This window comes from Micromonospora sp. NPDC050187 (genome assembly GCF_044459745.1).
Lineage (GTDB): Bacteria > Actinomycetota > Actinomycetes > Mycobacteriales > Micromonosporaceae > Micromonospora.
In genome coordinates this window covers 79,645-104,024 of sequence record NZ_JBITJH010000020.1, presented here as the reverse complement: position 1 = coordinate 104,024, position 24,380 = coordinate 79,645, and the positions used below count along the sequence as shown (strand labels likewise).

The window sequence follows — 24,380 nt, the reverse complement described above, 5'->3', positions numbered from 1 at the left end:
GTTCCCATGCGGAGCAAGCAGGAACTGGGTGAGGCCATCCGGCGACACCGTCGCGCCGTGCTGGTCATCAACGCCCGTTCCCGCCGGGGTCGCCGCCGCTACGACCACGCGCGGTCCCGACTGCGGGCAGCCGGCTTCGACCTGCTCGGCACGTACCCGGTCGACCGTCCCGGCCAACTCGAGGAGAGCCTCACGGCCGCCGCTGCCCTGGCACCGGACCTGCTCGTGGCCGGCGGCGGGGACGGCACGCTCAGCGCCGCCGCCCGACTGCTCGCCCACCGGGACATGGCCCTCGGCCTGCTGCCGCTCGGCACCACCAACAACTTCGCCCGGACGGTCGGCGTGCCGCTCGACCTCGACGGGGCCGTCGCGGTCCTCACCGACGGCAAGGTGATCGACGTCGACCTCGGTCTGGCCGGGGACGTGCCGTTCGCCAACCACGTCGGGATCGGGCTCTCCGCCGACATCATGCTCCGGACCCCACCCCGGCTGAAGCGGATCACCGGTCGCCTCGCCTACCCGCTGACCGCGCTGGGGCTGCTCGCCCGGCACCGTCCGATGCGGGCCGTCCTGCGGTCGGCCGGTGCGGAGCACGTTTTCGTCACCCACCAGATGTACGTGGCCAACGGCGGGTTCCACGCCGGGCGGCGGATCACCGCCGACGCCGACGCCGACGACCGACTGCTGGTCGCGTACCCGGTGGGTGGGCCGACCCGGCGTGGCCTGCTGCGCGACACGGCGCGCAACGCGGCCACCGGGCACCGCCGCACGCTCGGCGACGAACCGTTCCTCGCGGTACGCGAACTCTGGCTGGAGACCGACCGCCCGGCGCGGGTCGAGGTCGACGGGGAACTCTGCGGTCAGACCCCGATCCGGCTCGGCCTGGCCGCCAACGCGCTGCGGGTGATGGCCCCCGCCGACAGCCCGGACCGCTGACGCCCGCCCGGACGACGCTGCGGGCTCACCGCCGTACCGGCACCGGGGGCACGCGCCGCACCCGACGAAAGGGCGGCGTGGCGATCGGCCCTTGCCAGACCGTGGCGGATCGTGTCGTACTGGATCCCCTACGTCACGGAGGTGTCATGGACGCGCGGAAGCCGCTGGTGGTGGATCCGACGGGCCGCGACATCCACGGGGAGGGCGCCCGGCTCCGGCAACGGGGGCCGGTGGCCCGCGTCGAGCTTCCCGGTGGGGTCGAGGCCTGGGCGGTCAGCAGTCCCGAACTGCTGCGGCGGTTACTGACCGATCCACGGGTCTCCAAGGATCCGCGTCGACACTGGCCGGCCTGGATCGACGGAAGGATCTCCCCCGAGTGGCCGCTGTTCTCCTGGGTCGCCGTCCGGAACATGTTCACCGCGTACGGCGACGAGCACCGGCGGCTGCGGGCGCTGGTCGCCCGGGCCTTCACCGCGCGCCGGACCGCCGCGCTGCGACCGAGGATCGAGGAGATCACCGCAAACCTGCTGGACCGCGTCGCCGAAGCGGGGCGTCACGGGGACGTGGTCGACCTACGGGAGGCGTTCGCCTACCCCCTGCCCATCCAGGTGATCAGCGAGCTGTTCGGCCTTCCCGGGGAACGGCGGGCGGAGCTGCGGTCCATCGTCGACAGTGTTTTCCACACCTCCGCCGACCCGGCGGAGGTGACCGCCACGTACACCCGGCTCTACACCGTCCTGGGTGACCTCGTCGCCGCGAAGCGGCGGTCACCCGGCGACGACATGACCAGCGCTCTGATCGCCGCCCGCGAGGACGAGGGCGGCACCCGACTCAGCGAGCAGGAACTGCTCGACACCCTGCTTCTCATGATCAGCGCGGGTCACGAGACCACGGTCAACCTGATCGACAACGCCGTCTACGCCCTGCTCACCAATCCCGAACAACGCGCCCACGTGCTGCGGGGACGCGCCTCGTGGGATGACGTGATCGAGGAGACGCTGCGGCAGGACGCGCCGGTCGCCAACCTGCCGCTGCGGTACGCGGCGCAGGACATCGAGCTGGCCGGCACGCTGATCCGCCGGGGCGAGGCCATCCTGGTGGCGTACGCCGCCGCCGGCCGCGACCCGGCGTGGTACGGCGCGGACGCCGACCGCTTCGACGTCACCCGGACCGACAAGGAGCACCTGTCCTTCGGCCACGGGGTGCACCACTGCCTCGGTGCTCCGCTGGGCCGCCTGGAGGCGCGGGTGGCGCTACCGGCGCTCTTCGCGCGGTTCCCCGAACTCACCCTGGCCGTGCCGGCCGGGCAGATCGAGCCGGTGGACTCCTTCATCTCCAACGGGCACCGGGCCCTACCCGTGCGTCTCCTGCCGAGCTGAGAACCCCGAAGCCGGACGGTCGCCGGCCGACGTGGCGTCCCGGGCCCATGAGGTACGGGACGGTTGCCGGTTGTCCAGAGCCGTCCCGGAGGCGCCGGTCCTGGCCTGACTGACCGGTTCCCGCCACGACGCGGCGGGAACCGGGGCTGGCTCACCGTCCGGCGTGCACCAGGTCGCAGACCTCGTCGGCGCTGCCCCAGGAGAGGGTCATCCCCGCACCGGCGTGCCCGTAGGCGTGCACCAGCAGCCCGCCGGCACGGCGTTCCGCCTCCACGCGGGGGCCGTCCTGCCGGGCCGGGCGCAGGCCGATCCGCTCGCCGAGCACCGGCGCGACGGCGAGTTCGGGCACCAGTGCGACCGCCCGGCTGAGAATGCCCGCGCGGGCCGCCGGGTCCGGGTCGAGGTCCGCCCGGCCGGGCTCGAAGGTGCCGCCGAGCACCACGTCCCGGCTGCGCGGATGCACGTAGGTGATGCCCTCGGGGTCGTCCTCGTCGCGGACCGACACGTCCAGGCCGGGGTTGGCGACCAGCACGACCTGGCCGCGTACCGGCAGCACGGTCGGGTCGCCGCAGAGCGCGCCGGCGGCCAGGCCGGCGGCGTTGACCACCACCGGCGCCTCGGCGAAGAGGTCGTCGAGCGACTCCACCCGGCGTCGCACCACCTCGCCGCCCCCGGCGACCAGCCGGTCGCCCAACCATCCGAGGTACGTGGCCGTCTCGGCCAGCGGGGCCACGAAGCGCAGCTCGCGCGTGTACGGCGCGGGCGCGTCCACGGCCCGCACGTCCCCGGCCGCCTCCGCCCACCAGGGCAGACCGTCGACGGTCCCGCGCTGGAACATCCGGGTCCGGCGCAGCAGCACGCCGGGCACCCCGTCGGCGGCCTGCCGGCGGAACTCCTCGTAGGTGGTGGCCGCCCAGCGCAGCACGCGCGGGTCGGCATCGGTGTGGGTCGGATACCAGACCGCTGCCGCGACCGTCGAGACCAACCGCTCCGGCGGATCGGCGGTGAACACCGTGACCCGCGCGCCCCGCTCCTGCAACCGGACCGCGGTCGTCAACCCGACGATGCCGCCCCCGACGACGATGACATCCCCCATGCCGCACCTTCCTTTCCCCAGGCATCGTGCCCCGCCGGCGCCAGCGATCACCACCGGCCCTGCGAGGGTGCCGCCGTCGTCAGCGGTCCATGCTGGTCGCCCCGGCCGTGACGCCACAGTATTCGGTCGGCGATCCGACGACGACGCCCGGATCGGCGGGGCGGCCGACCAGGTCCGGGCCAGCCCGGAACGGCGGGGCGGCTGACGTGCTCCGGCTCAGCGGGGAAAGGTCAGGGTGGTCGGGACGTGCGCGCGGACGTGCACGCTCGACGGGCCGGGTACCCCCGGCGGAAGGGCCAGCACGATGGTGCGGTCGTGGGCGGCGGTGAAGGTGGCCGAGGTGGGCCGACCGGCCCGCCAGGCGAGGTCGACCAGCACCGGTCCCCGGGCGCGCAGCCCCCGGACCGTCCCGTCGGGCCAGGTCGGCGGCAGTGCGGGCAGCAGCCGTAGCCGGCCGTTGTGGCTCTGCACCAGCAGCTCGGCGATTGCGGCGGTGACGCCGAGGGTGCCGTCGATCTGGAAGGTCGCCGGTGGCTGGAGGTTGAGCAGGTTGGGTGCCGTGTAGCGGGTGAACAACTCGTGCAGGCCCTCGGCGGCGGCCACGCCGTCCCCGAGGCGGGCCCAGAGCCCGATCGTCCAGGCCCGGCTCCAGCCGGTGCTGCCGCCGCCGGCGTCCAGCCGGGCCCGCAGGGAGCGTCGGGCCGCCGCCGCCCACGCCGGGGTGTCGACGGGGTCGACGGCGGTGCCGGGATAGAGGCCGTAGAGGTGGGACAGGTGTCGGTGGCCAGGGTCGACCTCGGTCACCGGCGCGGACCACTCGCACAGCCGTCCGTCCGGACCGACCACCGGCTCGGGCAGCCGGTCCCGCGCGGCACGGACGTGCCGGACCAGGTCGCCGTCGGCGCGCGCCGTCGGGTCGCCGTTCGCGCGGGCGACCCGGTCGGCGGCGGTGAGGGTGACGCGGAACAGGTCGCGCAGCAGCCAGACGTCCATCGTGGCCATCACGTCCACCGACACCTCGCGGCCGGCGGGGTCCCGGTAGGTGTTCTCCGGCGAGGTCGACGGGCAGCTCACCAGCCGGCCGGTCCCCTCCGGCGTGAGGAAGTCGAGGAAGAACGCGGCCAGACCGCGCAGCAGGGGCCAGGCCCGGTCGACGAGGACGTCGTCGTCCCCGGCGAAGACGGCGTGGTCGACCAGGTGCAGGGTCAGCCACAGCCCGCCCATCGGCCACATCGCCCACATCGGGTCGTCCCGGCCCTCCCCCACCGGCCAGCTCGTCCGCCACAGGTCGACGTTGTGGTGGGCGGTCCACCCGGCGCAGTCGTAGAGCGAGCGGGCGGTGCGCGCGCCGGAGACGGCCAGCTCGTCCACCATGTCCAGCAGCGGCCGGTGACACTCCGGCAGGTTGGTCGTCTCCGCCGCCCAGTAGCTCATCTGGAGGTTGACGTTGACGGTGTGGTTGCTGCTCCAGGCCGGCTGCACGTCCTCGCACCAGACGCCCTGGAGGGTGGCCGGCTGGCCGCCCGGTCGCGACGCGGCGATCAGCAGGTAGCGGCCGTAGGCGAAGAGCGTGGCGGCCAGCCCGGGATCCGGGCGCCCGGCCCGGACCCGGGCGAGGCGTTCGTCGGTGGGCACGGCGTCCAGGGCCGGGTCACCCGGCAGGTCGAGGTGGACCCGGTCGAACAGCGCCCGGTGGTCGGCCTCGTGCCGGGCGGCGAGCCGGTCCGGGCCGACGGCGGTGGCCGCGTCCAGGGTCGCGGTGACGGCGTCGAGCAGCCGCTGCCGGTCGTCGTGCGGCACCCGGTCCCAACCCTGGTACGCCGTCTCCGCCGCCACCAGCAGGGTCGCCTCCCGGGTGCCGGTGACCCGGAGGGTGTCGCCGTCGACGGTGACCGTGCCCGCCCCGGCGAGCACCCGGACCGCGTACCCGAAGCACATGCCCTCGCCGGGGGTGTAGACGACCGGCTCGGAGCGGTCGGGATGCGGTGGGGGCACGTGGGCGGGGACCCGGCCCCCGGCGGCGAGGGTCACCGGGTCGGGGCGCGTGGTCCAGCCCTCCCGGTGCGGATGGCGCAGGGCGACGGTGACGTCGAGCGGGTGGTCGCCGCGCAGCCGGACCACCAGGACGTCGTCCGGGGCGGAGCAGAACGCGGTGCGGACCGCCGCGCCGGTGCGTGCGGTGGCCACCGCCCGGGTGAGGTCCAGCTCCCGCCGGCAGTCGCCGTCGGTCGGACCGGCGAGGTCGACCAGCAGGTCACCGAGGGGCTGGTAGGCCTGGCTGTTCGGGCCCTGCAACCGCTTCGAGGCGGTGCCGGCGGCGGCCGGGTCGCCCTCGTCGAGCAGGAGGCGGCGGACCTCGGCGAGGACGGCGGGGCCGTCGGGCACGCCGTGCGTGCGGGGTCCGCCGGACCAGAGGGTGTCGACGTTGAGCGCGATCCGGTCCCGGGTGCGGCCCGCGTGCACCATCGCGCCGATCCGGCCGTTGCCCAACGGCAGCGCGTCCATCCAGCTGGTGGCGGGGTGGTGGAAGCGGATCCGGTGGTCCGGCCCGGCGGAGGTCGGGTCAGGCACCGCTGCGCTCCCGGACCACCGCGACGCCCCCGGCGGGCAGCGTCACCGCGCCCTCGACCGCCGCGCCGGTGAGCAGGTCGACCCCGGCGGCCGGCACCCGCTGCGTCGTGTCGGTGTGGTTGAGCAGGAACAGCCAGCTCGACTCCGGGCTGCGGCGCCGTACCGCCTCGACGCCGGGCGGCGCGTCCGGGCAGGTCGGCGTGGCACCGGCGGCGTGGGCCACGTCGTCGAGCAGTCGCTGGTACGTGGACTCGTCCGGGCGGGTGGAGACGTACCAGGCGACACCGTCGCCGTACCGGTGGCGGGTGACGGCCGGCTGCCCGGCGAGCACGCCGGCGGCGTACGTGTCGACCGGTTCCGCCCCGGCGAGCCGGACGGTCTCCGCCCAGGACCGCCCGGTGCCGCCGCCGGTCAACGGGACCTCGTCGCCGTCGGCGAGCGGGTGGAACTCCTCCACCCGGACCCCGAGGACGTCCCGGTACGCGCCCGGGTAGCCGCCGAGCCGGATCCGGGCGTGCTCGTCGGCGACTCCGCTGAGGTAGCCGACGACCACGTGCCCACCGCCGTGGACGTAGTCGCGGACCCAGGCGGCGGTGGCGTCGCCGGCGAGGTAGAGGGCGGGCAGGACGAGCAGCGCGTACCCGGTCAGCGGATCGCCGGGGAGCACCAGGTCGCAGCCGTACCCGGACCGCCGGAGCGCCCGGTGCGCGGCGGCCACCTCGGTGTGGTGGTGTATCCGGTCGGACGGCAGGGCACGCTGCTGCAACGCCCAGCCGCTGGCGGCGTCCCAGGCGACGGCCACCGGGGCCTCGACGACGCCGGCGTCGACCTCGGCGAGCCGGTCCAGCATGCCGCCCAGCTCGACGGCCTCCCGGAAGATCCGGCTGTCCGGTCCGGCGTGCGGCACCAGGGCGGAGTGGAAGAGTTCCGCGCCGCCGCGCGGCGCCCGCCACTGGAAGAACATCGCCCCCCGGGAGCCCCGGGCGACGTACGCGAGGCTGTGCCGGGCCATCCGGCCGGGCTCCCGGGTGTGCATCCGTCCCGGGGTGTAGATCAGGTTGGGGGCGCTCTCCATCAGCAGCCAGGAGCCGCGCGTGCCGGGCAGGTCGCCGTCGGCGGCACGGGCGTGGTGACGTGCCCCGTGCCGGGCCCAGCCCCGGGCCAGGTCGGCGGCGAGCGCGATCTGTTCCTCGGCGGCCGGCCCGGCGTCGGACGGGTAGTGGTCGATCGCGACCAGGTCGACCTCGGCGGCCCAGCGGGCGTGGTCGACCGGAACCCAGTCGCCGAGCACGTAGTTGGTGGTGACCGGCACCGCCGGGGTCGCCGCACGGAGCAGGTCCCGCTGCTCGACGTACGCGGCGAGCAGTTCGTCGGACCAGTAGCGCCGGAAGTCGAGAACCTGGCTCGGGTTGGGCAGGTACTGGGTGGCCCGGGGGGTGCTCACCTGCGCCCAGTCGGAGTGGTGCTGGCTCCAGAAGCTGGTGGTCCAGGCGTCGTTGAGCGCGTCGAGGTCGCCGTGGCGCTCCCGCAGCCAGCGCCGGAAGCCGGCCTCGGCGTGGCGGCAGTGACAGGTGGTGCCGTACTCGTTGTGCACGTGCCAGAGCGCGAGCGCCGGATGGTCGGCGTACCGCTCGGCGAGCAAGGCGGTGATCCGGCTCGCGGCGGCACGGTAGGCCGGCGCGGCGGCGCAGTAGGTGTCCCGGCTGCCGTGGTGCAGCCGGACACCGTCGGCGGTGACCGGCAGCGCATCCGGGTGGGCCAGGGAGAACCAGGGCGGGGGCGACGCGGTGGGGGTGGCCAGGGCGACCCGGATGCCGCCGGTGTGCAGCAGGTCGAGCACCCGGTCGAGCCAGTCGAAGGCGTACCGGCCGGGGGCGGGTTCGAGGCGGGACCAGGCGAAGACGCCGACGGTGACCAGGGTGACCCGGGCCCGCCGCATCAGCTCGACGTCCTGCTCCCAGACCTCCGCCGGCCACTGCTCCGGGTTGTAGTCGCCGCCGTAGCAGAGCCGACCGTCCACCACCATGCCGCACTCCCGCGAATTTTGTTTGATATCCCGCTAAATTATGGCCGCCGTCCACCCTTGTCAACGCGATCCCTCCGCTGACAGAACTTGGTCCTCGTTGACACTTTGTTGGGTATCCAAAGAAACTGGTGGGGTTGCCGATCCGGGAACCGAGGAGATGTCCATGCCGTACCGCCCGCCACTGGTTCCGTTCGAGACCTTCGTGGCCGACCCGCCCGATCTGCCGGTCCGCCGCGCCGGGGACGACGGCCCCACCGTGGTCGTCCGAGCCGAGGTGGTGGAGACCGACGACCACGGGGTGACCCTCAAGAGCGCCACCTCCGACGGCGGTTCACTGGTCGTCCGGGTGGAGTCCGCCGGCGACGGCGTGATCCGGGTCCGGCTCGCCGAGGACCCGCAGGTCCGCAGCCGCTCCGCCCGGATCCTGCCGCTGGTCACCGCCGAGCCCCGACCCGCCCGGGTCACCGTCGACGGCGGCCTGGTCCGGCTCGACGCCGGAGCGGTCGTCGCCGAGATCCGGCTCGACCCCTGGCACCTGCGCTTCCTCGCCCCGGACGGGCGGGTGCTGCTCGAACAGGACGGCGGCACCCTGGACATCTCCGGCCGGCAGCGCACCCTGCCCTTCGGCCGCTCCGGCTCCGGCGGGCAGCCGGTGGCGTACCACGAGAGCTTCGTGGCTCCCGGCGACGAACGCTTCGTCGGCTTCGGGGAGAAGTTCACCCCGCTGGACAAGCGCGGGCAGCGCACGCTGATGTGGAACTTCGACGCCTTCGGCGGCGAGTCGGACCGGTCGCACAAGTGCGTCCCGTTCTACCTGTCCGACCGGGGCTACGGGGTGCTGGTCGACAGCGGTCTGCCGGTCGAGTTCGACGTCTGCCAGTCCACCCACAGCAGCGTGCAGATCCTCGTCCCGGACGACGTGCTCGACTACTACGTGCTGGCCGGCCCGACGCCCGTCGCCGTCATCGACCGCCTCGACCGCCTCACCGGCCGGCCGTACCTGCCGCCGAAGTGGGCGTTCGGGGCCTGGATCTCCTCCGGCTTCTACCCGGACAGCCAGGAGCAGGTGCTGGAGCGGGCCCGCCGCATCCGCGAGCGGGGCATCCCCTGCGACGTGCTGCACCTGGACTGCTACTGGCAGGTCGACGGACGCTGGTCGGACCTCCAGTGGGACACCGAGCAGTTCCCCGACCCCGCCGGCATGATGGCCGCCCTCGCCGAGCAGGGCTTCCGGGTCTGCCTCTGGATCAACCCGTACGTCTCGGCCGACAGCCCGCTCTACGCCGAGGCGGCCGAGGCCGGCTACTTCCTGACCCGCGCCGACGGGAGCACCTACGTGGCCGACGTCTGGCACGGCAGCCACGCGGCCAGCGCGATCGTCGACTTCACCGACCCGGAGGCGACCGACTGGTTCACCGGGCTGCTGCGCCCGCTGCTGGAGCAGGGCGCGGCGGTGTTCAAGACGGATTTCGCCGAGGGGGTGCCGGCCGACGCGGTGGCCGCCAACGGGATGACCGGCGTGGAACTGCACAACGTGTACTCGCTGCTGTTCAACGACGCGGTCTCCGGCGTGACCCGGGAGGTGGCCGGGCACGACACCGTCTGGGCCCGCTCGTCCTTCCTCGGCGGGCAGCGGCACGCCGCGCAGTGGAGCGGCGACGTCAACGCCACCTGGCCGGCGCTGGCCAGCACGATGCGCGGCGGCCTGTCCCACGGCCTCTCCGGCATCCCGTTCTGGAGCCACGACACCGGAGGCTTCCACGGCACGCCCGAGCCCGACCTGTACGTCCGCTGGACCCAGTTCGGGGCGTTCTCGCCGCTGGTCCGGCTGCACGGCACCACCAGCCGGCTGCCCTGGGACTTCCCGGCCGAGACCGAGCGGGACGCGGTGGCGGCGCTGCGGTTGCGCTACCGGTTCCTGCCGTACCTCTACTCGGTCGCGGCCGAGGCGGCCCGCACCGGGGCGCCGATGATGCGGGCCCTGCTGGTGGACACCCCGGACGACCCGACCGCGTGGACCCGGGACCTGGAGTACCGGCTCGGCCGGGACCTGCTGGTCGCGCCGATGTTCGACCCGACCGGCCGGCGCAGCGTCTACCTGCCCGACGGCGACCGGTGGGTCGACGCGAACACCGGCGAGGTGCACACCGGCGGGCGGCACCTGCGCGTCGACGTCCCGCTGGAGCGGACCCCGCTCTTCGTCCGGCACGGCGCGCTGCTGCCGGTCGCGCCCGGCGCCGACCGGATCGCCGACGGCCCGTTCACCGACGTCACGCTGGTGAGCTGGGGCGGGGTGGACGGCCGCACGGTGGTACACGACGTGGACGGCGACACGGTCGTCGAGGCGGTCCGCGACGGCGACACGCTGCGGGTGACCAGCGAGGGACCGCTGCGGCTGCGCGGGGTGGCCCTCGCGCCGGTGGCCGGGGCCGACGCACCGGCCCGCGTGCTGCTCAACGGCACCGAGGTGCCGGCGACGCCGCTCGACGGTCTGTTCGACCCGGCGGGCTGAATCCGCGGACGGCGCCCCGACCGGAGACGGTCGGGGCGCCGGAGCGTGCGGGTAGGAGAGTGTCGGTGGGGCCGGGGCCGCCGGGCGTGCACCGGGACCGGTCAGCCCTTGACCGCGCCGGTGATCATGCCCTTGGTGAAGTGCCGCTGCACGAACGGATAAATGATCACGGCGGGCAGGACGGTCACCACCACCACCGCCATCTTGACCGCGAGCGTCGGCGGGTACGCGGTCACCCCGGGAAGGTTGAACGACGCCCCGGAGACGGCCGGCGACTGTCCACCGAGGATGTAGGTCTGCAACACCCGTTGGATCGGGAACTTGTCGTTGTCGTCGATGTACAGCACCGAGTTGAAGTACGCGTTCCAGTACCCGACGGCGTAGAAGAGCCCGACCACCGCGACGACCGCCTTCGACAGCGGCAGCATGATCCTCCACAGGATGCGGAACTCGCCCGCCCCGTCGATCCGCGCGCTGTCGACCAGTTCGCCGGGGACGTTCATGAAGAACGCCCGGATCACCACCAGGTTGAACACGCTGATCGCGCTCGGCAGGATCAGCGACCAGATGCTGTCCTTCAGGCCCAGCCCGGTCACCACCAGGTAGCTGGGGACCAGGCCAGGGAAGATCAGGAAGGTCAGCAGGAAGAAGAAGAGCAACCCCCGGTGCGCCACCGAGCCCGGCCGGGACAGCCCGTACGCGGCGAGCACGGTGAGCACCAGACTCACCGCCGTGCCGAGGACGGTGACCAGGGTGCTGATCCAGACCGCCTGGGTGATCTGACCGCCGTTGAAGATCGTCACGTACGCGCTCGGGTCGAACTCTCGCGGCACCACGACCATGCCACCGGTCTCGTTGATCGTCTCCCGGGAGGCGAGACTGGTCACCACGACCGACCACATCGGGAAGAGCACGGCGAGCACCAACAGGGTGAGCACCACGCCCTTGCCGAGCTGGCCGGCCGGCGAAGGCGGCTCCTCCCAGACCGGACGTGCCGACCGGGGCCGCCGATTCCGGCCGTCGACCGGCGGCGGCGCCACCGGCACCGGTCCGGCCCCACTGAGCTGTGCGGTCATGATCGGGAATACACCCCCTGTTCGCCCATCCGGTGTGCCAGGTTGTTGGCGGCGACGATGAGGAGCAGGCCGACGACCGCCTTGAACAGGCCGGCGGCAGCGCCCAGACCCCACTGCTGGGTGGCGATCGCCTGGTAGTAGACGAAGGTGTCCAGCACCTCGGCGGCCTCCCGGCCGACCGCGTCGCGCTGGAGGATGAACTGCTCGAAGCCGACCGAGAGCGCGTCGCCCAGCCGCATGATGAGCAGCAGGACGATCACCGGGCGCAGGCCGGGCAGGGTGATGTGCCACAGCCGTCGCCAGCGGCCCGCGCCGTCGGCCGCCGCGGCCTCGTACAGGTTGGGGTCGATGGCGGCCAGCGCGGCCAGGAAGACGATCGCGCCCCAGCCGACGTCCTTCCAGACCGCCTCGGCGGTGACCAGGACGATGAACGTGTCCGGGTTGGTCATGACGTTCCACGGCTCGAACCCGGCCTGGCGCATCTCCTGGGCCAGCAGCCCGGCGCCGCCGAGCATCTGCACGAAGAAGGTGATCACCAGTACCCAGCTGAAGAAGTGCGGCAGGTAGACCACGCTCTGCACGAAGCCGCGCACCCGGCCGGAGACCAGGCTGTTGAGCAGGATGGCCAGCAGAATCGGCAGCGGGAAGAAGAAGACCAGCTGGAACGCGGTGATGGTGAGGGTGTTGCCGACCGCGTCCCAGAACAGCGGGTCGCGGAAGAGCGCCTCGAAGTTGCCGAAGCCGATCCACTCGCTGTAGAGGAACGCCTCGAGCGGGTCGTCGCCGACAAACGGGTTGTAGTCCTGGAAGGCGATCACGTTGCCGAGGGTCGGCAGGTAGTGGAAGACCAGCAGCAGCAACGCGGCCGGCGCGGTCATCGCCAGCAGGGGCCAGTCCCGGCGCAGGCGGGCCCGCAGGTTGCGCCGGGGGCGGGGCCGGTCGTCGCGGCGGCGACCCCGCTCCGGCGTACGCCCGGCCGGTGAGGGCTCCCGGTCGGTGCCGGCCGGGGCGTCGACCGCCCCGGCCGTGCCCGCCCGGCTCATCGGCCGTTGTCGGCGAGCGCCTTCTCGAAGAACGCGCGCCCCTCGTCGCCACCGGTGGACAGGAACTCCTTGCGCACCTGGTCGAGGTCGGCGATCGGCCGGCGGCCCCGGAGGATGTCCCGGATCTTGTCCTCGGTCGGGTTGATGATCTTCGACCAGTTCGCCGGCAGCTCCAGCTTGATCCCGGCGAAGAGGTCCTTCTCCATCAGCGCGATGTGCTCCTGGTAGTAGCCGAGGTAGTCGCGGACGTAGTTCGGGGTGTCCCCGCTGCGCACCTTCACCGGCACCCGGCCGCCGATGTGGGTGTACTGCGCGCCCAGTTCCTTGCGACCCAGCTCGGTGGGGACCGGGCTGCCGTCGGAGCCCCGGGTGAAGTGCTTACCCTCCACGCCGTACTCACGCAGCTCGAACTCGCGGCTGCCGAACGGCGCGGCGCACCAGTTCAACACCCGCAGCAGTTCCCTGGTCCGCTCCTCGCCGAGCCCCTTCTTGACGAAGGTGAAGAAGACCGGCTTCTCGCTGCCCCAGATCACCGCCGGCTTGCCGTTCGCGCCGAAGACCGGCAGCGGCTGCATGTCGAAGCTGGCCAGCACCCTGGACTGCTCGCCCTGCATGCCCTGCCAGGCGCCGAGGCCGTCCTGGTACATCAGGATCTTGCCGCCCTTGAAGAGCTGCTTCTCGTCGGCGCCCTTGCTGGCCACCGTGTCCGGGTGCACCAGACCCTCGGCGAACAGCCGGGCGCCGAACTCCAGCGCGGCCCGGAACTCGGCGGTCTCGAACTTGTGCTCCAGCCCGCCGTCGGACTTCTTGCGCCAGATCTGCTGGCAGCCGAAGTACTGCTGGACCATCTCGAAGACGCTGCCGAAGGCCCAGACGCCCCTGGCCGGGTCGGTGGCCTTCTTTCCGAACTCGTACAGTTCCTCCGGGCTGGTCGGGGTGTCCAGGCCGCCCGCGGTCACCAGGTCCCTGCGGTAGAACAGGGCGTAGGCGAACGGACCGTCGGTCGGGAACGGCACCGCGTGCAGCCGTCCGCCCCAGACCGAGTACTCCCAGGCCCCGGTGGGCAGGGCGGCGAGGTAGGGGTAGGTGGCGGCGGCGTCGCCCTTGAGGTGGTCGGTGAGGTCTTCGAAGAGCGCCTTCACCGCGTCGGAGAACCGGGCGACCTTGTCGACCTCCCAGTTCGGCACGCTGAGCAGCTCCGGCACGTCCCGGGCGCCGAGCATCGCGTTGAGCTTGTCGGCGTAGGTCCCGCCGTCCTGGAGGCTGGGGTTGACGTCCACGCCGAGCTTGCCGTTGACGGCGGCCAGGTACGAGTTGCGCCCCAGCGTCGGCGGGGCCGGGCCCCACCACGGGCTCATGGTGCTGATCGGCGCGCCGCCCCGGCCCGGTTGCTCGGTGACCGCGTCCACCAGCTCACGCGGATAGGTGAGGTAGCCGTCCGGGATCGGCCCCTCCCCGGGGATGTCCGGCTTGAGCAGCTCGGCGGGCTTGTGGGTGGGCAGTACGGCGCGGATCGCGTCGGCCTTGGTGGCGCTGCCCTGACTGCCGGCCTCCTTGCTGCACGAAGCCAGGGTTCCGCCGGCCACGGTCGCGGCGGCGCCGACCCCGGCCAGGCGGAGCAGGGTCCGACGATCGGTGGACACGTCCGGCAGGGACGGCTGCACGGCGCACTCCCTTCATGGCGAAACCGGGCCGGATCGTGGCGATCACGGTTGCAAAGCGGTCCGACCCGGTTAGGATTAGTTAGTCTTCTAGCCGAACAAACTAAACGACCGCCACCGGTCCCACAAGGGAGCGGGTCCGGGCGGGCACCCACCGGGCCACAGGGGGCGCGCCGGTCGGGGTCAACGGCGCGGGTGCGGCATGATGAAGACGCGATCACCGCCCACGACAGCACCGGTCGGGGCACGTCGGCGCAGGGAGCGGAGAACGTTGATCACCATGCAGACCGGGCCGCAGCCGACCGACCTGAGCGACGTCCGGGCCACCAACCGGGCCGTGGTGCTGCGCCACGTCCGCACCCACTCCCCCTGCTCCCGGGCGGACATCGCGGCCCGCACCGGACTGAACAAGGCCACCGTCTCCAGCCTGGTGACCGAGCTGATCGAGCGCCGGCTGCTGCGCGAGACCGGGCTGACCGAGAACCGGGTCGGCCGTCCGGCGACCATGCTGGTCCTCGACGGGGAGCCGTACGCGGCGCTGGGCATGCAGGTCGACGCCGACCAGCTGGTGGTGGTCGCGGTCGACCTGGGTGGGAACCGGCTGCTCACCTGGCGGCGGGCCTTCGGCACGTTGGGCTCCTCCCCCACCGAGACCGTCGCCGCCGTGGCGAAGCTGGCCCGCCGGGCCGTCGGACGCCTCACCGCCGGGGGCCGTACGGTGCTGGGGCTCACCCTCGGCGTGCCGGGGCTGGTCGACACCACCGGCACGGTGCCGTTGGCCGCCACCCTGGACTGGCGGGACGCGCCGGTCGCCGCCGAACTGCGGGCCGCGCTGCGCGACCCGGGCTTCCCGGTGGCCGTGGAGAGCGGGGCCAACCTGGCCGTCCTGGCCGAGCAGCGGCACGGGGACCGGGCCGGGACGGCCAACCTCGTCCACCTCACCGGCGGCGCCGGCATCGGCGCGGGCGTCCTGGTCGACGGGCGACTGCTGCGCGGCGGACGGGGCTTCGCCGGCCAGGTCGGGCACCTGCCGCTGGACCCGGCCGGCCCGGCGTGCCGGTGCGGCCGGCGGGGCTGCCTGGAGGCGCTGGTCGGCCTGCCGGCGGTGGTCCGCCGGCTGCTGCCCGACGCCGAGTCCGACGGCGCGGTCACCGACTTCGCCCCGGAGATCGAACGGATCCGGACCCTGGCCCGCGCCGAGGACCGGTCCACCCTCGCCGGTCTGGCCGACCTCGGCCGGCACCTCGGGCACGGCGCGGCCGTCCTGGCCGACCTGCTCAACCCCGAGGCTGTCCTGGTCGGCGGGCACTTCGCGGCGCTGGCACCCTGGCTACTGCCGGCGGCCCGGACGGAGCTGACCCGGCGGACTCTCGCGCCCGACGCCGGTGGCTGCCGGCTGGACGCCTCCACGCTCGGTGCCGAGGCGGCGGCGCTGGGCGGCGCTACCGCCTCGCTGGCTGCGGTCGAAGCCGGTCGGTTGCCCACCCCGGCCGCCACCGCCGGCTGACCGCCGGCTGACCGGCGGCTGACCGGCGGCCGACCCGTCGGCTCGACCCGACACCCGCCCGTCGGCCGCCGGGGTCGACCCGACGCGCCACGCCCGCCCCGGATCGCCCTCGACGCGATCGGCGTGGAAGCGATCCCATTCACCTCTTGACCGGAGGATGGCCCCGGTGCAAGCCTCAGACGGCCGCCCCGTAACACGTGGGCAACAGGGGCGGGCCACGTGTGCATGCCGTCGAGGCGCTTCGCGCCGACCGGGCTGACGGCTACCTCTCACCCCGATCCCGCACGCCCCGCGCCGGCGGTCGTCGAAGCGCTTCGACAGGCCGGAGCGGGCCGAGGCAGGCCAGGAAAGGTAACGGACCACCATGACGATCAGCACCGATCCCGCATCCGGCGACCCCGTCGGCGCCCGCGTCGACCATCTCCTGGGCCGGCTCACCCTCACGGAGAAGATCGGGCTGCTGCACCAGCACCAGGCCGCGGTGCCCCGGCTGGGCCTGCGGTCGTTCCGCACCGGCACCGAGGCGCTGCACGGGGTGGCGTGGCTCGGACCGGCCACCGTCTTCCCGCAGGCGGTCGGGCTCGGCAGCAGCTGGAACCCGGATCTGCTGCGCGCGGTCGGGGCCGCCGTCGGCGTGGAGGTCCGCGCCATGCACCAGGCCGACCCGGAGCGGGTCGGGCTGAACGTCTGGGCGCCGGTGGTCAACCCGCTGCGCGACCCACGCTGGGGACGCAACGAGGAGGGCTTCGCCGAGGACCCCTGGCTGACCGGCCACCTGGCCACCGCGTACGCGCGCGGCCTGCGCGGGGACCACCCGTGGCGGCTGCGGACGGCCCCCACCCTGAAGCACTTCCTCGGCTACAACAACGAGACCGACCGGGCCACCACCTCCAGCAACCTGCCGCCCCGGGTGCTGCACGAGTACGAACTGCCCGCCTTCCGGGCCCCGCTCGCCGCCGACGCGGCGGTCGCCGTGATGGCCTCGTACAACCTGGTCAACGGGGTGCCGGCGCACCTGAGCCCGCTGATCGCCGACGAGCTGCGTCGGTACGCCCCGGGCGAGATCATGGTGGTCGGCGACGCCGGAGCGGTGACCAACATCGCCGGCATGCAGGGCTACCTGCCCGACCACGTGCAGGGGTTCGCCGCCGCGCTGCGCGCCGGGATCGACAACGTCACCGAGGACGGCGAGGACAGCACGCCGACCGTCGAACGGCTCACCGAGGCGCTGCGGCGCGGGCTGCTCACCGAGGCCGACGTGGACACCGCGGTGCGGCGGATCCTCACCGTCCGGGCCCGCCTCGGCGAGCTGGACCCGCCGGGCGAGGACCCGTACGCCGACGTGTCGCTGGACGTGGTCAACTGCCCCGCGCACCGGGCGCTGGCCCGGGAGGCCGCCCGGCAGTCGATCGTGCTGCTGCGCAACGACGGGCTGCTGCCGCTGACCAGCGACCCGGGGCTGCGGGTGACGGTGCTCGGCCCGCTGGCCGACCGCCTGCACGAGGACTGGTACAGCGGCACGCTGCCGTACGCGGTCACCGCGTACGGGGCGCTGGCCGAGCGGTACGCCACCGTGACCACCCACGAGGGGGCGGACCGGGTCGCACTGCGGGTCGGCGACCGGTACGTCCGCTGCGCCGGCACGCCCGACGGCGCGGCGCTGACCACCGACGCCACCGACCCGACCGACGACACCCACCTGGACGTCTTCGACTGGGGGGCGGACCTGCTGGCGCTGCGCGCGGTCGCCAACGGGCGGCACGTGCGCGCCGACGAGGAGGGACTGCTCGTCAACGACCGGCCCGGACCGGGTGAGTGGGTGGTGCGGGAGACCTTCCGGTGCCACCCCGGGCCGGACGGCACGGTGCTGCTGCACCACGTCGCCACCGACCGGTACGTCACCGTCGGCCCGGACGGGCTGCTGCGGGCCGACGCGGTCGACACCGCCGGGGCCACCGCGTTCCGGGTCGAACTGGTCGCCGACGGCGTGGCCGGGGCCGCCGCCCACGCCGCCGCCGCCGACGTGGCCGTGGTGGTGCTGGGCAACCACCCGATGGTCAACGGACGCGAGACCGAGGACCGGGTCGACCTGGCCCTGCCCGCCGGGCAGCAGCGGCTGCTGGAGGCGGTGCACGCCGCCAACCCCCGGACCGTGCTGGTGCTGAGCAGCAGCTACCCGTACGCGGTCGGGTGGGCCGACGCGCACCTGCCGGCGGTGCTCTGGTCCGCGCACGGCGGCCAGGAGTACGGCTCGGCGCTGGCCGCCGTGCTGGCCGGCGACGTCGAACCGGGCGGACGGCTGCCGCAGACCTGGTACCGGGACTCAGCCGAGCTGCCCGACCTGCTCGACTACGACGTCATCGAGGCGGACGCCACCTACCTCTACCACCGGGGCGACCCGCTCTACCCGTTCGGGCACGGGCTCGGCTACACCCGGTTCGACTACGCTGACCTGGAGCTGAGTGCGGCGTCGGCGACCGTCGACGAGGAGGTCGGGGTGAGCGTGACGGTGACCAACAGCGGCGACCGCCCCGGCGAGGAGGTGGTGCAGCTCTACACCCGCCAGCGCCGCTCCCGGGTCAAGCAGCCGCTGCGCCAGCTGCGCGACTTCGCCCGGATCACCCTCGCCCCCGGCGAACGGCGGCTCGTCACGCTGCGGCTGCGCGTCGCCGACCTGGCGTACTGGGACGAGTCCCGGGGCCGGCCCGTGGTGGAGGAGGCCCGGCACAGCATGCTGGTGGGGCGCTCGTCGCGGGACATCCGGCTGGTCGGCGTGCTGGCCGTGGCCGGCGGGGCGACCGGATGGCGGCCCGAGCGGGAACGCTTCGATGTCGGCGCCACCCGGTGACCGGGCCGCCGGCTCCCCGAACCGCGCGGTGAAGTCGGCCGACCTGGTCACGATCGCCGACGTGGCCCGGCACGCCGGGGTCGCGGTCAGCACCGTGTCGTACGTGCTCAGCGGCAAGCGGGCCATCTCGGCGGCCACCCGCAACCGGGTGCTGGCCAGCATCCGCCTGCTCGACTACCACCCGAACGCCGGGGCACGGGCGTTGGCCAGCCGCCGGGCCAACGTCATCGCGCTGGTGCTGCCGCTGCGCACCGGGGCGCAGGTGCCGGTGCTGATGCAGTACGCCACCGCCGTGGTGACCACCGCCCGGCGCTACGACCACGACGTGCTGCTGCTCACCGCCGACGAGGGGGCCGCCGGCCTGCAACGGATCGCGGCCAGTGCCATGGTCGACGGGATCGTGCTGATGGACGTCGAGATGCACGACAGCCGGGTTCCGCTGCTGCGGGAGCTGACCCGGCCCAGCGTCCTGATCGGCTTCCCCGCCGACCCGACCGACCTGACCTGCGTGGACCTGGACTTCCACCGGGCCGGGGAGGTCTGCGTCGAGCACCTGGCCGCGCTCGGGCACCGCCGGGTCGCCCTGCTCGGCGCGCCGACGGCGGTCTACGACCGGGGCACCGGGTTCGCGCACCGGACCCGGGCCGGGTTCACCGCCGCCGCTACCCGGCTCGGCGTCGCGGCCGAGATCCGGCCCTGTCCCGAGGAGGTGGCCGCCGTCCGGGACGAGCTGGTCGACCTGTTGACCCGCGTCCCCGACCTGTCCGGGCTGGTGGTGCAGAACGAGGCCGCCGTCGGGCCGGTCCTGGCCACGCTACCCGCCCTGGGCCGGCGGGTGCCGGAGGACGTCTCGGTGGTGGCGGTCTGCCCGGACCAGTTCGCGGAGCGGGCCAGCCCGGCACTGACCTCGGTTCCGGTGCCGGCGGAGGAGACCGGCCGGGAGGCGGTGTCGCTGCTGATGCGCAAGCTCACCGGCGAGCCCGTGCCGGACGCCACCCTGCTGGAGCCCCGGCTGACCGTACGCGGCAGCACCGGATCCGCCCCGTCACCGGGGTGACCGGGCGGGCCGGCTGCTCCGCTCAGTGCCGGCGCCGGCCGTAGGTTCCCGCCACGACGGCGACGCCGACCGCGGCGAAGGCGACTTGGAGGGCGAGTTCGATCCAGTCGATCCCACGGGTGTCGTCGACACCGAGAGCCCCGGCGACGAGCGTGCCGAGGACGGCGGCGATCACACCGATGAGCAGGGTGAGCCAGATCGGGATCGACTGCCGGCCCGGCACGACCAGCCGGCCGAGCGCACCGATGATCAGGCCGATGATCAGGGCAGTGAAAAAGCCGGTCACTTCCACGGGATACCTCCCCTTCCGGGTCTGTCGTCAACGTACCCATCCCCACCGCTCCGGGCTGCGCAAACGCGGATCGCGACCGGCGGTGCGCTTCGTCATGGAACCGTCACACGTCCGCGTGCCGGCCGTGCTCGCGGTCACCGGGTGATCGTCGGAGAGTTTCACGTAGATAAACAGTCACGAAGACTATCGACATAGATGGGCGTGAGGATATAGCGTGCCGATCAACCTGGTCGTCGACCTGGTACACCCCCTGGACCCTCGTTCCCAAGGAGCGCCGTGGCCACCTCACGATCCATCCGACTGCGGCGCCGAGGTCTGCTCGGCATCCCGGCCCTCGTGGTCGCCGCATCCGCCGCCGTCGCCGCCGCACCCGCCTCCGCCAGCGCCGCACCGACCCGCGCCACCAAGCGCGTGGAGTGCCTGGCCGACCTGCTCGAGGAGGCCTGATGGCCACCATTCCCTGGCTCGTGGACGTGCTGCGTTCCGCCGGTGTGCAGGTGGTGGTGCACGGCGACTGGCTGAACCGGATGCGGCCCGGTAGCTTCAACCCGATCGGCGTGCTCTGGCACCACACCGCCGCCACCTCCAGCGCCACCAACCCGCACCCGGCGCTGAACGTCTGCATCAACGGCCGCTCCGACCTGCCCGGCCCGCTCTGCCAGGCGCTGGTCGACTACCACGGCGTCTTCCACGTCATCTCCGCCGGCCGTTGCAACCACGCGGGCACCGCCCGGGCCAGCGGGCCGATCCCCGCCGGGGACGGCAACACGATGCTGATCGGGTGGGAGATCGACTACAACGGCGTGAGCCAGGAGATGACGGCGGCGCAGTACAACGCCTCGATCGCCGCGACCGCCGCCGTCCTCAAGCGCCTGGGCAGGGATTCCAGCTACGCCCGGGGGCACCGGGAGACGAGCACGAGCGGCAAGATCGACCCGTCCTTCATCGACCTGAACGTCATGCGGGCCGACGTGGCCGCCAAGATGGGCGGTGGCACTCCCCCCGCCTGGAGCACCATCGTCGACAACACCACCGCCGGCCGGTTCACCGCCAGCGCCAACTGGGGCGTCTCGACGTACTCCGGCCAGCGGTACGGTGCCGACTACCGGTACGCCAACCCGGTCCTGGCCAGCGACGTCGCCTGGTACAAGGTCAATATCCCGGCGACCGCGAACTACCGGGTGGACGCCTGGTGGCCGGGCGTCTCCGGCTACAACAGCGCCACGCCGTACATCGTCTCGACGACGACCGGCAACAAGACGATCGTCGTCGACCAGCGCACGGGTGGCACCTGGCGCAGCCTCGGCACGTTCACCCTGCCGGCCGGCGACGCGAACCGCGTCGGGGTCAGCCGGTGGACCACCGCCAGCGGCCTGGTCATCGCCGACGCCATCCGGGTCACCCGGGTCTGACGCCGGTCCGGGGCGCCGCATCCGGGGTCACCCGGGTACGACGCCGCACCGGGGCGCCGCATCCGGGGTCACCCGGGTACGACGCCGCACCGGGGCGCCGCATCCGTTCGGGTCGGGTGCGGCGCCCCGGCGGCTCATCCGGCCGGGGCGGAGCGGGGCACCAGGTCCGGCAGCGGCGGCGGTGACCACGACGGCACGAGAGGCCCCCGGGTGGGCCGGAGCGGGAACCCCGGCACGGGGTCGAGGCCCGGCAGGGGCCCCTGGTCCAGCGGATCCGGCAGCGCCGTCCGGGTGGGGATGATCCCCGGCCGGTACGGTGCTTCCGGCTCGTCACCGAGCCAGTAAGCGAACCCCAGCAGTGCCAGCACCAGCAGCACGGCCAGCGACACGTGGGCGACGTCCTGGTGTCGGCGTCGGATGGTCTCGTCCAGGGCGGGCGTGATGGTCAGGATCCGGGCGGCTCCGGCCGGCTCGGCACCCACGTGGTCGTCGGGGTCGGCCCCCAGCGCGGTCAGCCGCGCCAGCAGTCGGGGCACCCCGTCCGGTTCGTCGAGGGCCGCCGTGACCCAGACCGTGAGGTCGTCGTGGTCGACCCCCGGACCGGTGAACCGACCGCAACCCGTCCAGCGCACCGTCACCCGGGCCCGGCCGGCCCGGAGCAGACAGAGCCCCACCAGCGCGGACATCCCCTCGACCAACCGTCGGCGGCCCACCTGCGGATCCGGGCCGAGGGATCGGGCGATCCGGTCCGCCCGGCCGGAGCCGACCCGGCGGAGCGCCTCCGCGACGGTCGAGCCTCCCGGGTCGGGGCCGAGCACGGAGGTCACCGCCTCCACGGCCACACCGGCGCGGTACGCGGCGAGCGTGTCGAGCCACTCCCGCCACGGCCGCCTCCGCCCCGCGTACCTCGTCGCCCGGCGCAGCGGGCCGGGCGCGAGCGTGGCGGCGACCTCCGGCACGGGCGGCAGCTGCCGAGGGTCGTCGCGGAGCCCCGTCAACCGGTCGAGACGACGCCGCATGGCGGGGTGGAACCCGTCGGCCGGCAGCCGCTCGGCGGCCCCGCGCAGCACCGCCAGCTCGGGTTGGTACTCCGGGTCCGCCAACAGGTGGGCGAACGCCCGGCACGGGTCGTCGGGGACCGTACCGGTGGCGCGACGCACCGGTTCGACGAGGTCCTCCTCGAACCGGGCCCACGCGGCGGCGACCGCCGGCACGGACCGCAGCCCGTCGGCCAACGCGCCGGCCCCGGCGACCTCGGCGGCGATCCGGTCGGCCTCCAACTCCTGTCGCCGTCGGACGGGCCGCACCAGCCGGTAGGTCAGCGCCGCGCAGACGGTGACGGTCAGCAGGAGGAGCCCGGCGTAGAGACGCACCAGTTGGTTGGCGACCATCGCCTCGCGGATGCGCTGCCGGGCCATGACCATGCCGGCGTACGCGCGGTGGGCGGGCTCGGTGAACCGCGCGTGCCGGCGCGCGTAGTGGCCCAGCTCGTGGGCGAGTACCGCCCGCAACTCGTCCGGACGGAGGCCGACCAGGAGCGGTACGCCGACGTAGAGCCTCCGTCGGCCGGTCGGGGCGAACAGCCAGGCGTCGTCGGTGACCGCCGCGTTGGCCTCGCCGGTGAGGCGGATCTCCAGCGGCGGGTCGGTGCCGACCTGCTCCGCCAACGTCTCCACCAGCTCCCACAACGCCGCTCCCTGGCTGCGGGTCAGCAGCACGGAGTCCGGGCGGGGACCGGCCGGTCGGCTGGCCCGGACCAGCTCCCGCACGGTCAGCGCCAGCGGGACGAAGGTCGCCGAGGCCACCAGCAACGGCGTGGTGTTGAACTGCGGGCTGGCCTCCCGACTGCCGACCACCCAGACCCCGGCGACCGCGAACCCGATCCAGAGCAGCACCAGCAGAGCGGTGAGCAGGTGGACGCCGGCCAGCAGGGTCAGCGCGAGCAGGGCCCGCAGCGAGGCGGTCACCGGTGCTCGTCCCGTTGCCGGTCCAGTGCCGCCCGCAGCCGGCGCGCCGACGCCGGGTCGGCGTCGAAACCCCGGACCAGCCACCGTTCGGTCCGGCGCAGCGCCGCCCCCAGCGCGTCCTCGCCGTACCCCGGCATGCCGTCCGGACCGGACCGGGTGAGCACGCCGGCGACCAGCGGATCGCCGGCCCGGTGCGGTCCGGAGGTGAGACCGAGCAGGACGGCGAGCCGCTCCCGGGCCTTGGCGAGGTTGGCGCCGACCGCCCCGACGCTGATTCCCACCTCGTCGGCGACCTGCCGGTAGGTCATGCCCTCCAGACAGATCATGATCAGGACCTGACGCTGCCGGGGCGGCAGCAGCCCGACGCTGCGCAGCACGGCCACGGCGGCGACCTCCTCGTCCGGGGTGGACGTGGCGGAGACCGGCACCTCCAGCTCCGTGCGCCGCCACCGCGACCACCAGCGTCCGGCCTCCCGGGCGAAGCGCCGCCTCACCGTCGTCTCCACCCAGGCCCGTGGCTCGCGCAGCTCCGACCAGTGCAGGTACGCCGCCAGGTAGGCCTCCTGCACCGCGTCCTCGGCGTCCGGCCGGCGACCGCAGTACATGACCGCCCGGGCGAGCATCGCCGACCGGGTCCGGGCGACGAAGTCGTCGAAGTCGGCGTACTCATGCACCGTCGTCCTCCCACGCACCGGTCCGCTCCGCGCCGGAACGGACCCTCCCAGCATCGCCGACCGCACCGGGCCGGATTGTCGTCTCCTCGACAGCGGCCACCCGGTGACGGCCGGACCACCAGTCCACCGTCTCCGTCACCAGCCTGGTGACGGCCAGGGCCAGTCCCACCGCGCCGGTGGCCACCTCCAGCACGACCGTCGTCCTGTCCATCGGTCACCTCGCTCTCCCGATCGACCGGGCGCGATCGCGCCGGTCATCAGGTAGAGCCCGCCGGGCGCCGGTTTCTTCACCGCCCACCGTCGACTTCTCGCTGCGTCACCGT

General features: G+C 73.8%; 18 protein-coding genes. 8 read left to right on the top strand and 10 right to left on the bottom strand.

Features of this window, described 5'->3' with window-relative positions; genetic code table 11:
• Positions 1–6 precede the first annotated feature (6 nt).
• Both ACIBJE_RS25430 and ACIBJE_RS25425 read left to right on the top strand, forming a co-directional pair.
• Complete coding sequence (locus tag ACIBJE_RS25430; RefSeq protein WP_396752468.1) at positions 7–936, top strand: diacylglycerol/lipid kinase family protein; 930 nt, start codon at positions 7–9, stop codon at positions 934–936.
• A 146-nt stretch (positions 937–1,082) separates the two neighbouring features.
• Positions 1,083–2,315 carry a cytochrome P450 gene (locus tag ACIBJE_RS25425; RefSeq protein ID WP_396752466.1) on the top strand — a complete coding sequence of 411 codons (1,233 nt, stop codon included), beginning with the start codon at positions 1,083–1,085 and terminating at the stop codon, positions 2,313–2,315.
• 151 nt (positions 2,316–2,466) lie between these two features.
• On the opposite strand, the gene ACIBJE_RS25420 is transcribed toward ACIBJE_RS25425, so the two are convergent.
• The 3 genes from ACIBJE_RS25420 to ACIBJE_RS25410 form a co-directional block, all read right to left on the bottom strand.
• Complete coding sequence (locus tag ACIBJE_RS25420; RefSeq protein ID WP_396752464.1) at positions 2,467–3,411, bottom strand: FAD-dependent oxidoreductase; 945 nt, start codon at positions 3,409–3,411, stop codon at positions 2,467–2,469.
• A 216-nt stretch (positions 3,412–3,627) separates the two neighbouring features.
• A complete protein-coding gene (locus ACIBJE_RS25415) occupies positions 3,628–5,982 on the bottom strand; it encodes a glycosyl hydrolase family 95 catalytic domain-containing protein (protein ID WP_396752462.1) in 2,355 nt (784 codons plus the stop codon).
• Positions 5,975–8,008 (bottom strand): beta-galactosidase, encoded by a 2,034-nt coding sequence (locus ACIBJE_RS25410; protein WP_396752460.1) that lies wholly within the window; start codon positions 8,006–8,008, stop codon positions 5,975–5,977. The genes ACIBJE_RS25415 and ACIBJE_RS25410 overlap by 8 nt, the downstream gene beginning before the upstream one ends.
• A 163-nt stretch (positions 8,009–8,171) precedes the next feature.
• On the opposite strand from ACIBJE_RS25410, the gene ACIBJE_RS25405 reads away from it, so the two are divergent.
• Positions 8,172–10,520 (top strand): TIM-barrel domain-containing protein, encoded by a 2,349-nt coding sequence (locus ACIBJE_RS25405; RefSeq protein ID WP_396752458.1) that lies wholly within the window; start codon positions 8,172–8,174, stop codon positions 10,518–10,520.
• A 101-nt stretch (positions 10,521–10,621) separates the two neighbouring features.
• On the opposite strand, the gene ACIBJE_RS25400 is transcribed toward ACIBJE_RS25405, so the two are convergent.
• Genes ACIBJE_RS25400 through ACIBJE_RS25390 form a run of 3 tightly spaced genes read right to left on the bottom strand, consistent with a single transcriptional unit; the run spans position 10,622 to position 14,303 of the window.
• Complete coding sequence (locus ACIBJE_RS25400; RefSeq protein ID WP_396752456.1) at positions 10,622–11,596, bottom strand: carbohydrate ABC transporter permease; 975 nt, start codon at positions 11,594–11,596, stop codon at positions 10,622–10,624.
• On the bottom strand, positions 11,593–12,639 hold the full coding sequence (locus tag ACIBJE_RS25395) for an ABC transporter permease (protein ID WP_396752454.1): 1,047 nt from the start codon (positions 12,637–12,639) through the stop codon (positions 11,593–11,595). The genes ACIBJE_RS25400 and ACIBJE_RS25395 overlap by 4 nt, the downstream gene beginning before the upstream one ends.
• Complete coding sequence (locus tag ACIBJE_RS25390; RefSeq protein WP_396752452.1) at positions 12,636–14,303, bottom strand: extracellular solute-binding protein; 1,668 nt, start codon at positions 14,301–14,303, stop codon at positions 12,636–12,638. Before ACIBJE_RS25390 ends, ACIBJE_RS25395 begins: the two co-directional genes overlap by 4 nt.
• Before the next feature lie 277 nt (positions 14,304–14,580).
• Here ACIBJE_RS25390 and ACIBJE_RS25385 point away from each other — a divergent pair, with 277 nt between their 5' ends.
• The 3 genes from ACIBJE_RS25385 to ACIBJE_RS25375 all read left to right on the top strand — a co-directional run bounded on the left by ACIBJE_RS25385 (position 14,581) and on the right by ACIBJE_RS25375 (position 19,712).
• Positions 14,581–15,807 (top strand): ROK family protein, encoded by a 1,227-nt coding sequence (locus ACIBJE_RS25385; protein ID WP_396752494.1) that lies wholly within the window; start codon positions 14,581–14,583, stop codon positions 15,805–15,807.
• A 364-nt stretch (positions 15,808–16,171) separates the two neighbouring features.
• A complete protein-coding gene (locus ACIBJE_RS25380; protein ID WP_396752449.1) occupies positions 16,172–18,655 on the top strand; it encodes a glycoside hydrolase family 3 C-terminal domain-containing protein in 2,484 nt (827 codons plus the stop codon).
• Positions 18,656–18,698: 43 nt separating this feature from the next.
• Positions 18,699–19,712, top strand: a complete 1,014-nt coding sequence (locus ACIBJE_RS25375; RefSeq protein ID WP_396752492.1) for a LacI family DNA-binding transcriptional regulator — start codon at positions 18,699–18,701, stop codon at positions 19,710–19,712.
• A gap of 22 nt (positions 19,713–19,734) precedes the next feature.
• Here ACIBJE_RS25375 and ACIBJE_RS25370 read toward each other — a convergent pair whose 3' ends face one another.
• A complete protein-coding gene (locus ACIBJE_RS25370; protein WP_396752447.1) occupies positions 19,735–20,004 on the bottom strand; it encodes a GlsB/YeaQ/YmgE family stress response membrane protein in 270 nt (89 codons plus the stop codon).
• Positions 20,005–20,280: 276 nt separating this feature from the next.
• On the opposite strand from ACIBJE_RS25370, the gene ACIBJE_RS25365 reads away from it, so the two are divergent.
• On the top strand, positions 20,281–20,451 hold the full coding sequence (locus tag ACIBJE_RS25365) for a hypothetical protein (protein WP_396752445.1): 171 nt from the start codon (positions 20,281–20,283) through the stop codon (positions 20,449–20,451).
• On the top strand, positions 20,451–21,416 hold the full coding sequence (locus tag ACIBJE_RS25360) for an N-acetylmuramoyl-L-alanine amidase (protein WP_396752443.1): 966 nt from the start codon (positions 20,451–20,453) through the stop codon (positions 21,414–21,416). Before ACIBJE_RS25365 ends, ACIBJE_RS25360 begins: the two co-directional genes overlap by 1 nt.
• 134 nt (positions 21,417–21,550) lie before the next feature.
• On the opposite strand, the gene ACIBJE_RS25355 is transcribed toward ACIBJE_RS25360, so the two are convergent.
• The 3 genes from ACIBJE_RS25355 to ACIBJE_RS25345 are packed head-to-tail and all read right to left on the bottom strand — an operon-like array spanning position 21,551 to position 24,268.
• A complete protein-coding gene (locus ACIBJE_RS25355; protein ID WP_396752441.1) occupies positions 21,551–23,383 on the bottom strand; it encodes a M48 family metallopeptidase in 1,833 nt (610 codons plus the stop codon).
• Positions 23,380–24,057, bottom strand: coding sequence for an RNA polymerase sigma factor (locus ACIBJE_RS25350; protein ID WP_396752439.1), 678 nt, complete (start codon positions 24,055–24,057; stop codon positions 23,380–23,382). Before ACIBJE_RS25350 ends, ACIBJE_RS25355 begins: the two co-directional genes overlap by 4 nt.
• A complete protein-coding gene (locus tag ACIBJE_RS25345; protein ID WP_396752437.1) occupies positions 24,050–24,268 on the bottom strand; it encodes a hypothetical protein in 219 nt (72 codons plus the stop codon). The genes ACIBJE_RS25350 and ACIBJE_RS25345 overlap by 8 nt, the downstream gene beginning before the upstream one ends.
• Between the last annotated feature and the right edge of the window lie 112 nt (positions 24,269–24,380).

Bases quoted from the DNA above. Each gene is read 5' to 3' on its own strand.
- ACIBJE_RS25405 (WP_396752458.1), top strand. From the start codon at position 8,172: ATGCCGTACCGCCCGCCACTGGTTCCGTTCGAGACCTTCGTGGCCGAC.
- ACIBJE_RS25385 (WP_396752494.1), top strand. From the start codon at position 14,581: ATGCAGACCGGGCCGCAGCCGACCGACCTGAGCGACGTCCGGGCCACC.
- ACIBJE_RS25400 (WP_396752456.1), bottom strand. From the start codon at position 11,596: ATGACCGCACAGCTCAGTGGGGCCGGACCGGTGCCGGTGGCGCCGCCG.
- ACIBJE_RS25345 (WP_396752437.1), bottom strand. From the start codon at position 24,268: ATGGACAGGACGACGGTCGTGCTGGAGGTGGCCACCGGCGCGGTGGGA.
- ACIBJE_RS25420 (WP_396752464.1), bottom strand. From the start codon at position 3,411: ATGGGGGATGTCATCGTCGTCGGGGGCGGCATCGTCGGGTTGACGACC.
- ACIBJE_RS25360 (WP_396752443.1), top strand. From the start codon at position 20,451: ATGGCCACCATTCCCTGGCTCGTGGACGTGCTGCGTTCCGCCGGTGTG.
- ACIBJE_RS25410 (WP_396752460.1), bottom strand. From the start codon at position 8,008: ATGGTGGTGGACGGTCGGCTCTGCTACGGCGGCGACTACAACCCGGAG.
- ACIBJE_RS25430 (WP_396752468.1), top strand. From the start codon at position 7: ATGCGGAGCAAGCAGGAACTGGGTGAGGCCATCCGGCGACACCGTCGC.
- ACIBJE_RS25395 (WP_396752454.1), bottom strand. From the start codon at position 12,639: ATGAGCCGGGCGGGCACGGCCGGGGCGGTCGACGCCCCGGCCGGCACC.
- ACIBJE_RS25425 (WP_396752466.1), top strand. From the start codon at position 1,083: ATGGACGCGCGGAAGCCGCTGGTGGTGGATCCGACGGGCCGCGACATC.
- ACIBJE_RS25380 (WP_396752449.1), top strand. From the start codon at position 16,172: ATGACGATCAGCACCGATCCCGCATCCGGCGACCCCGTCGGCGCCCGC.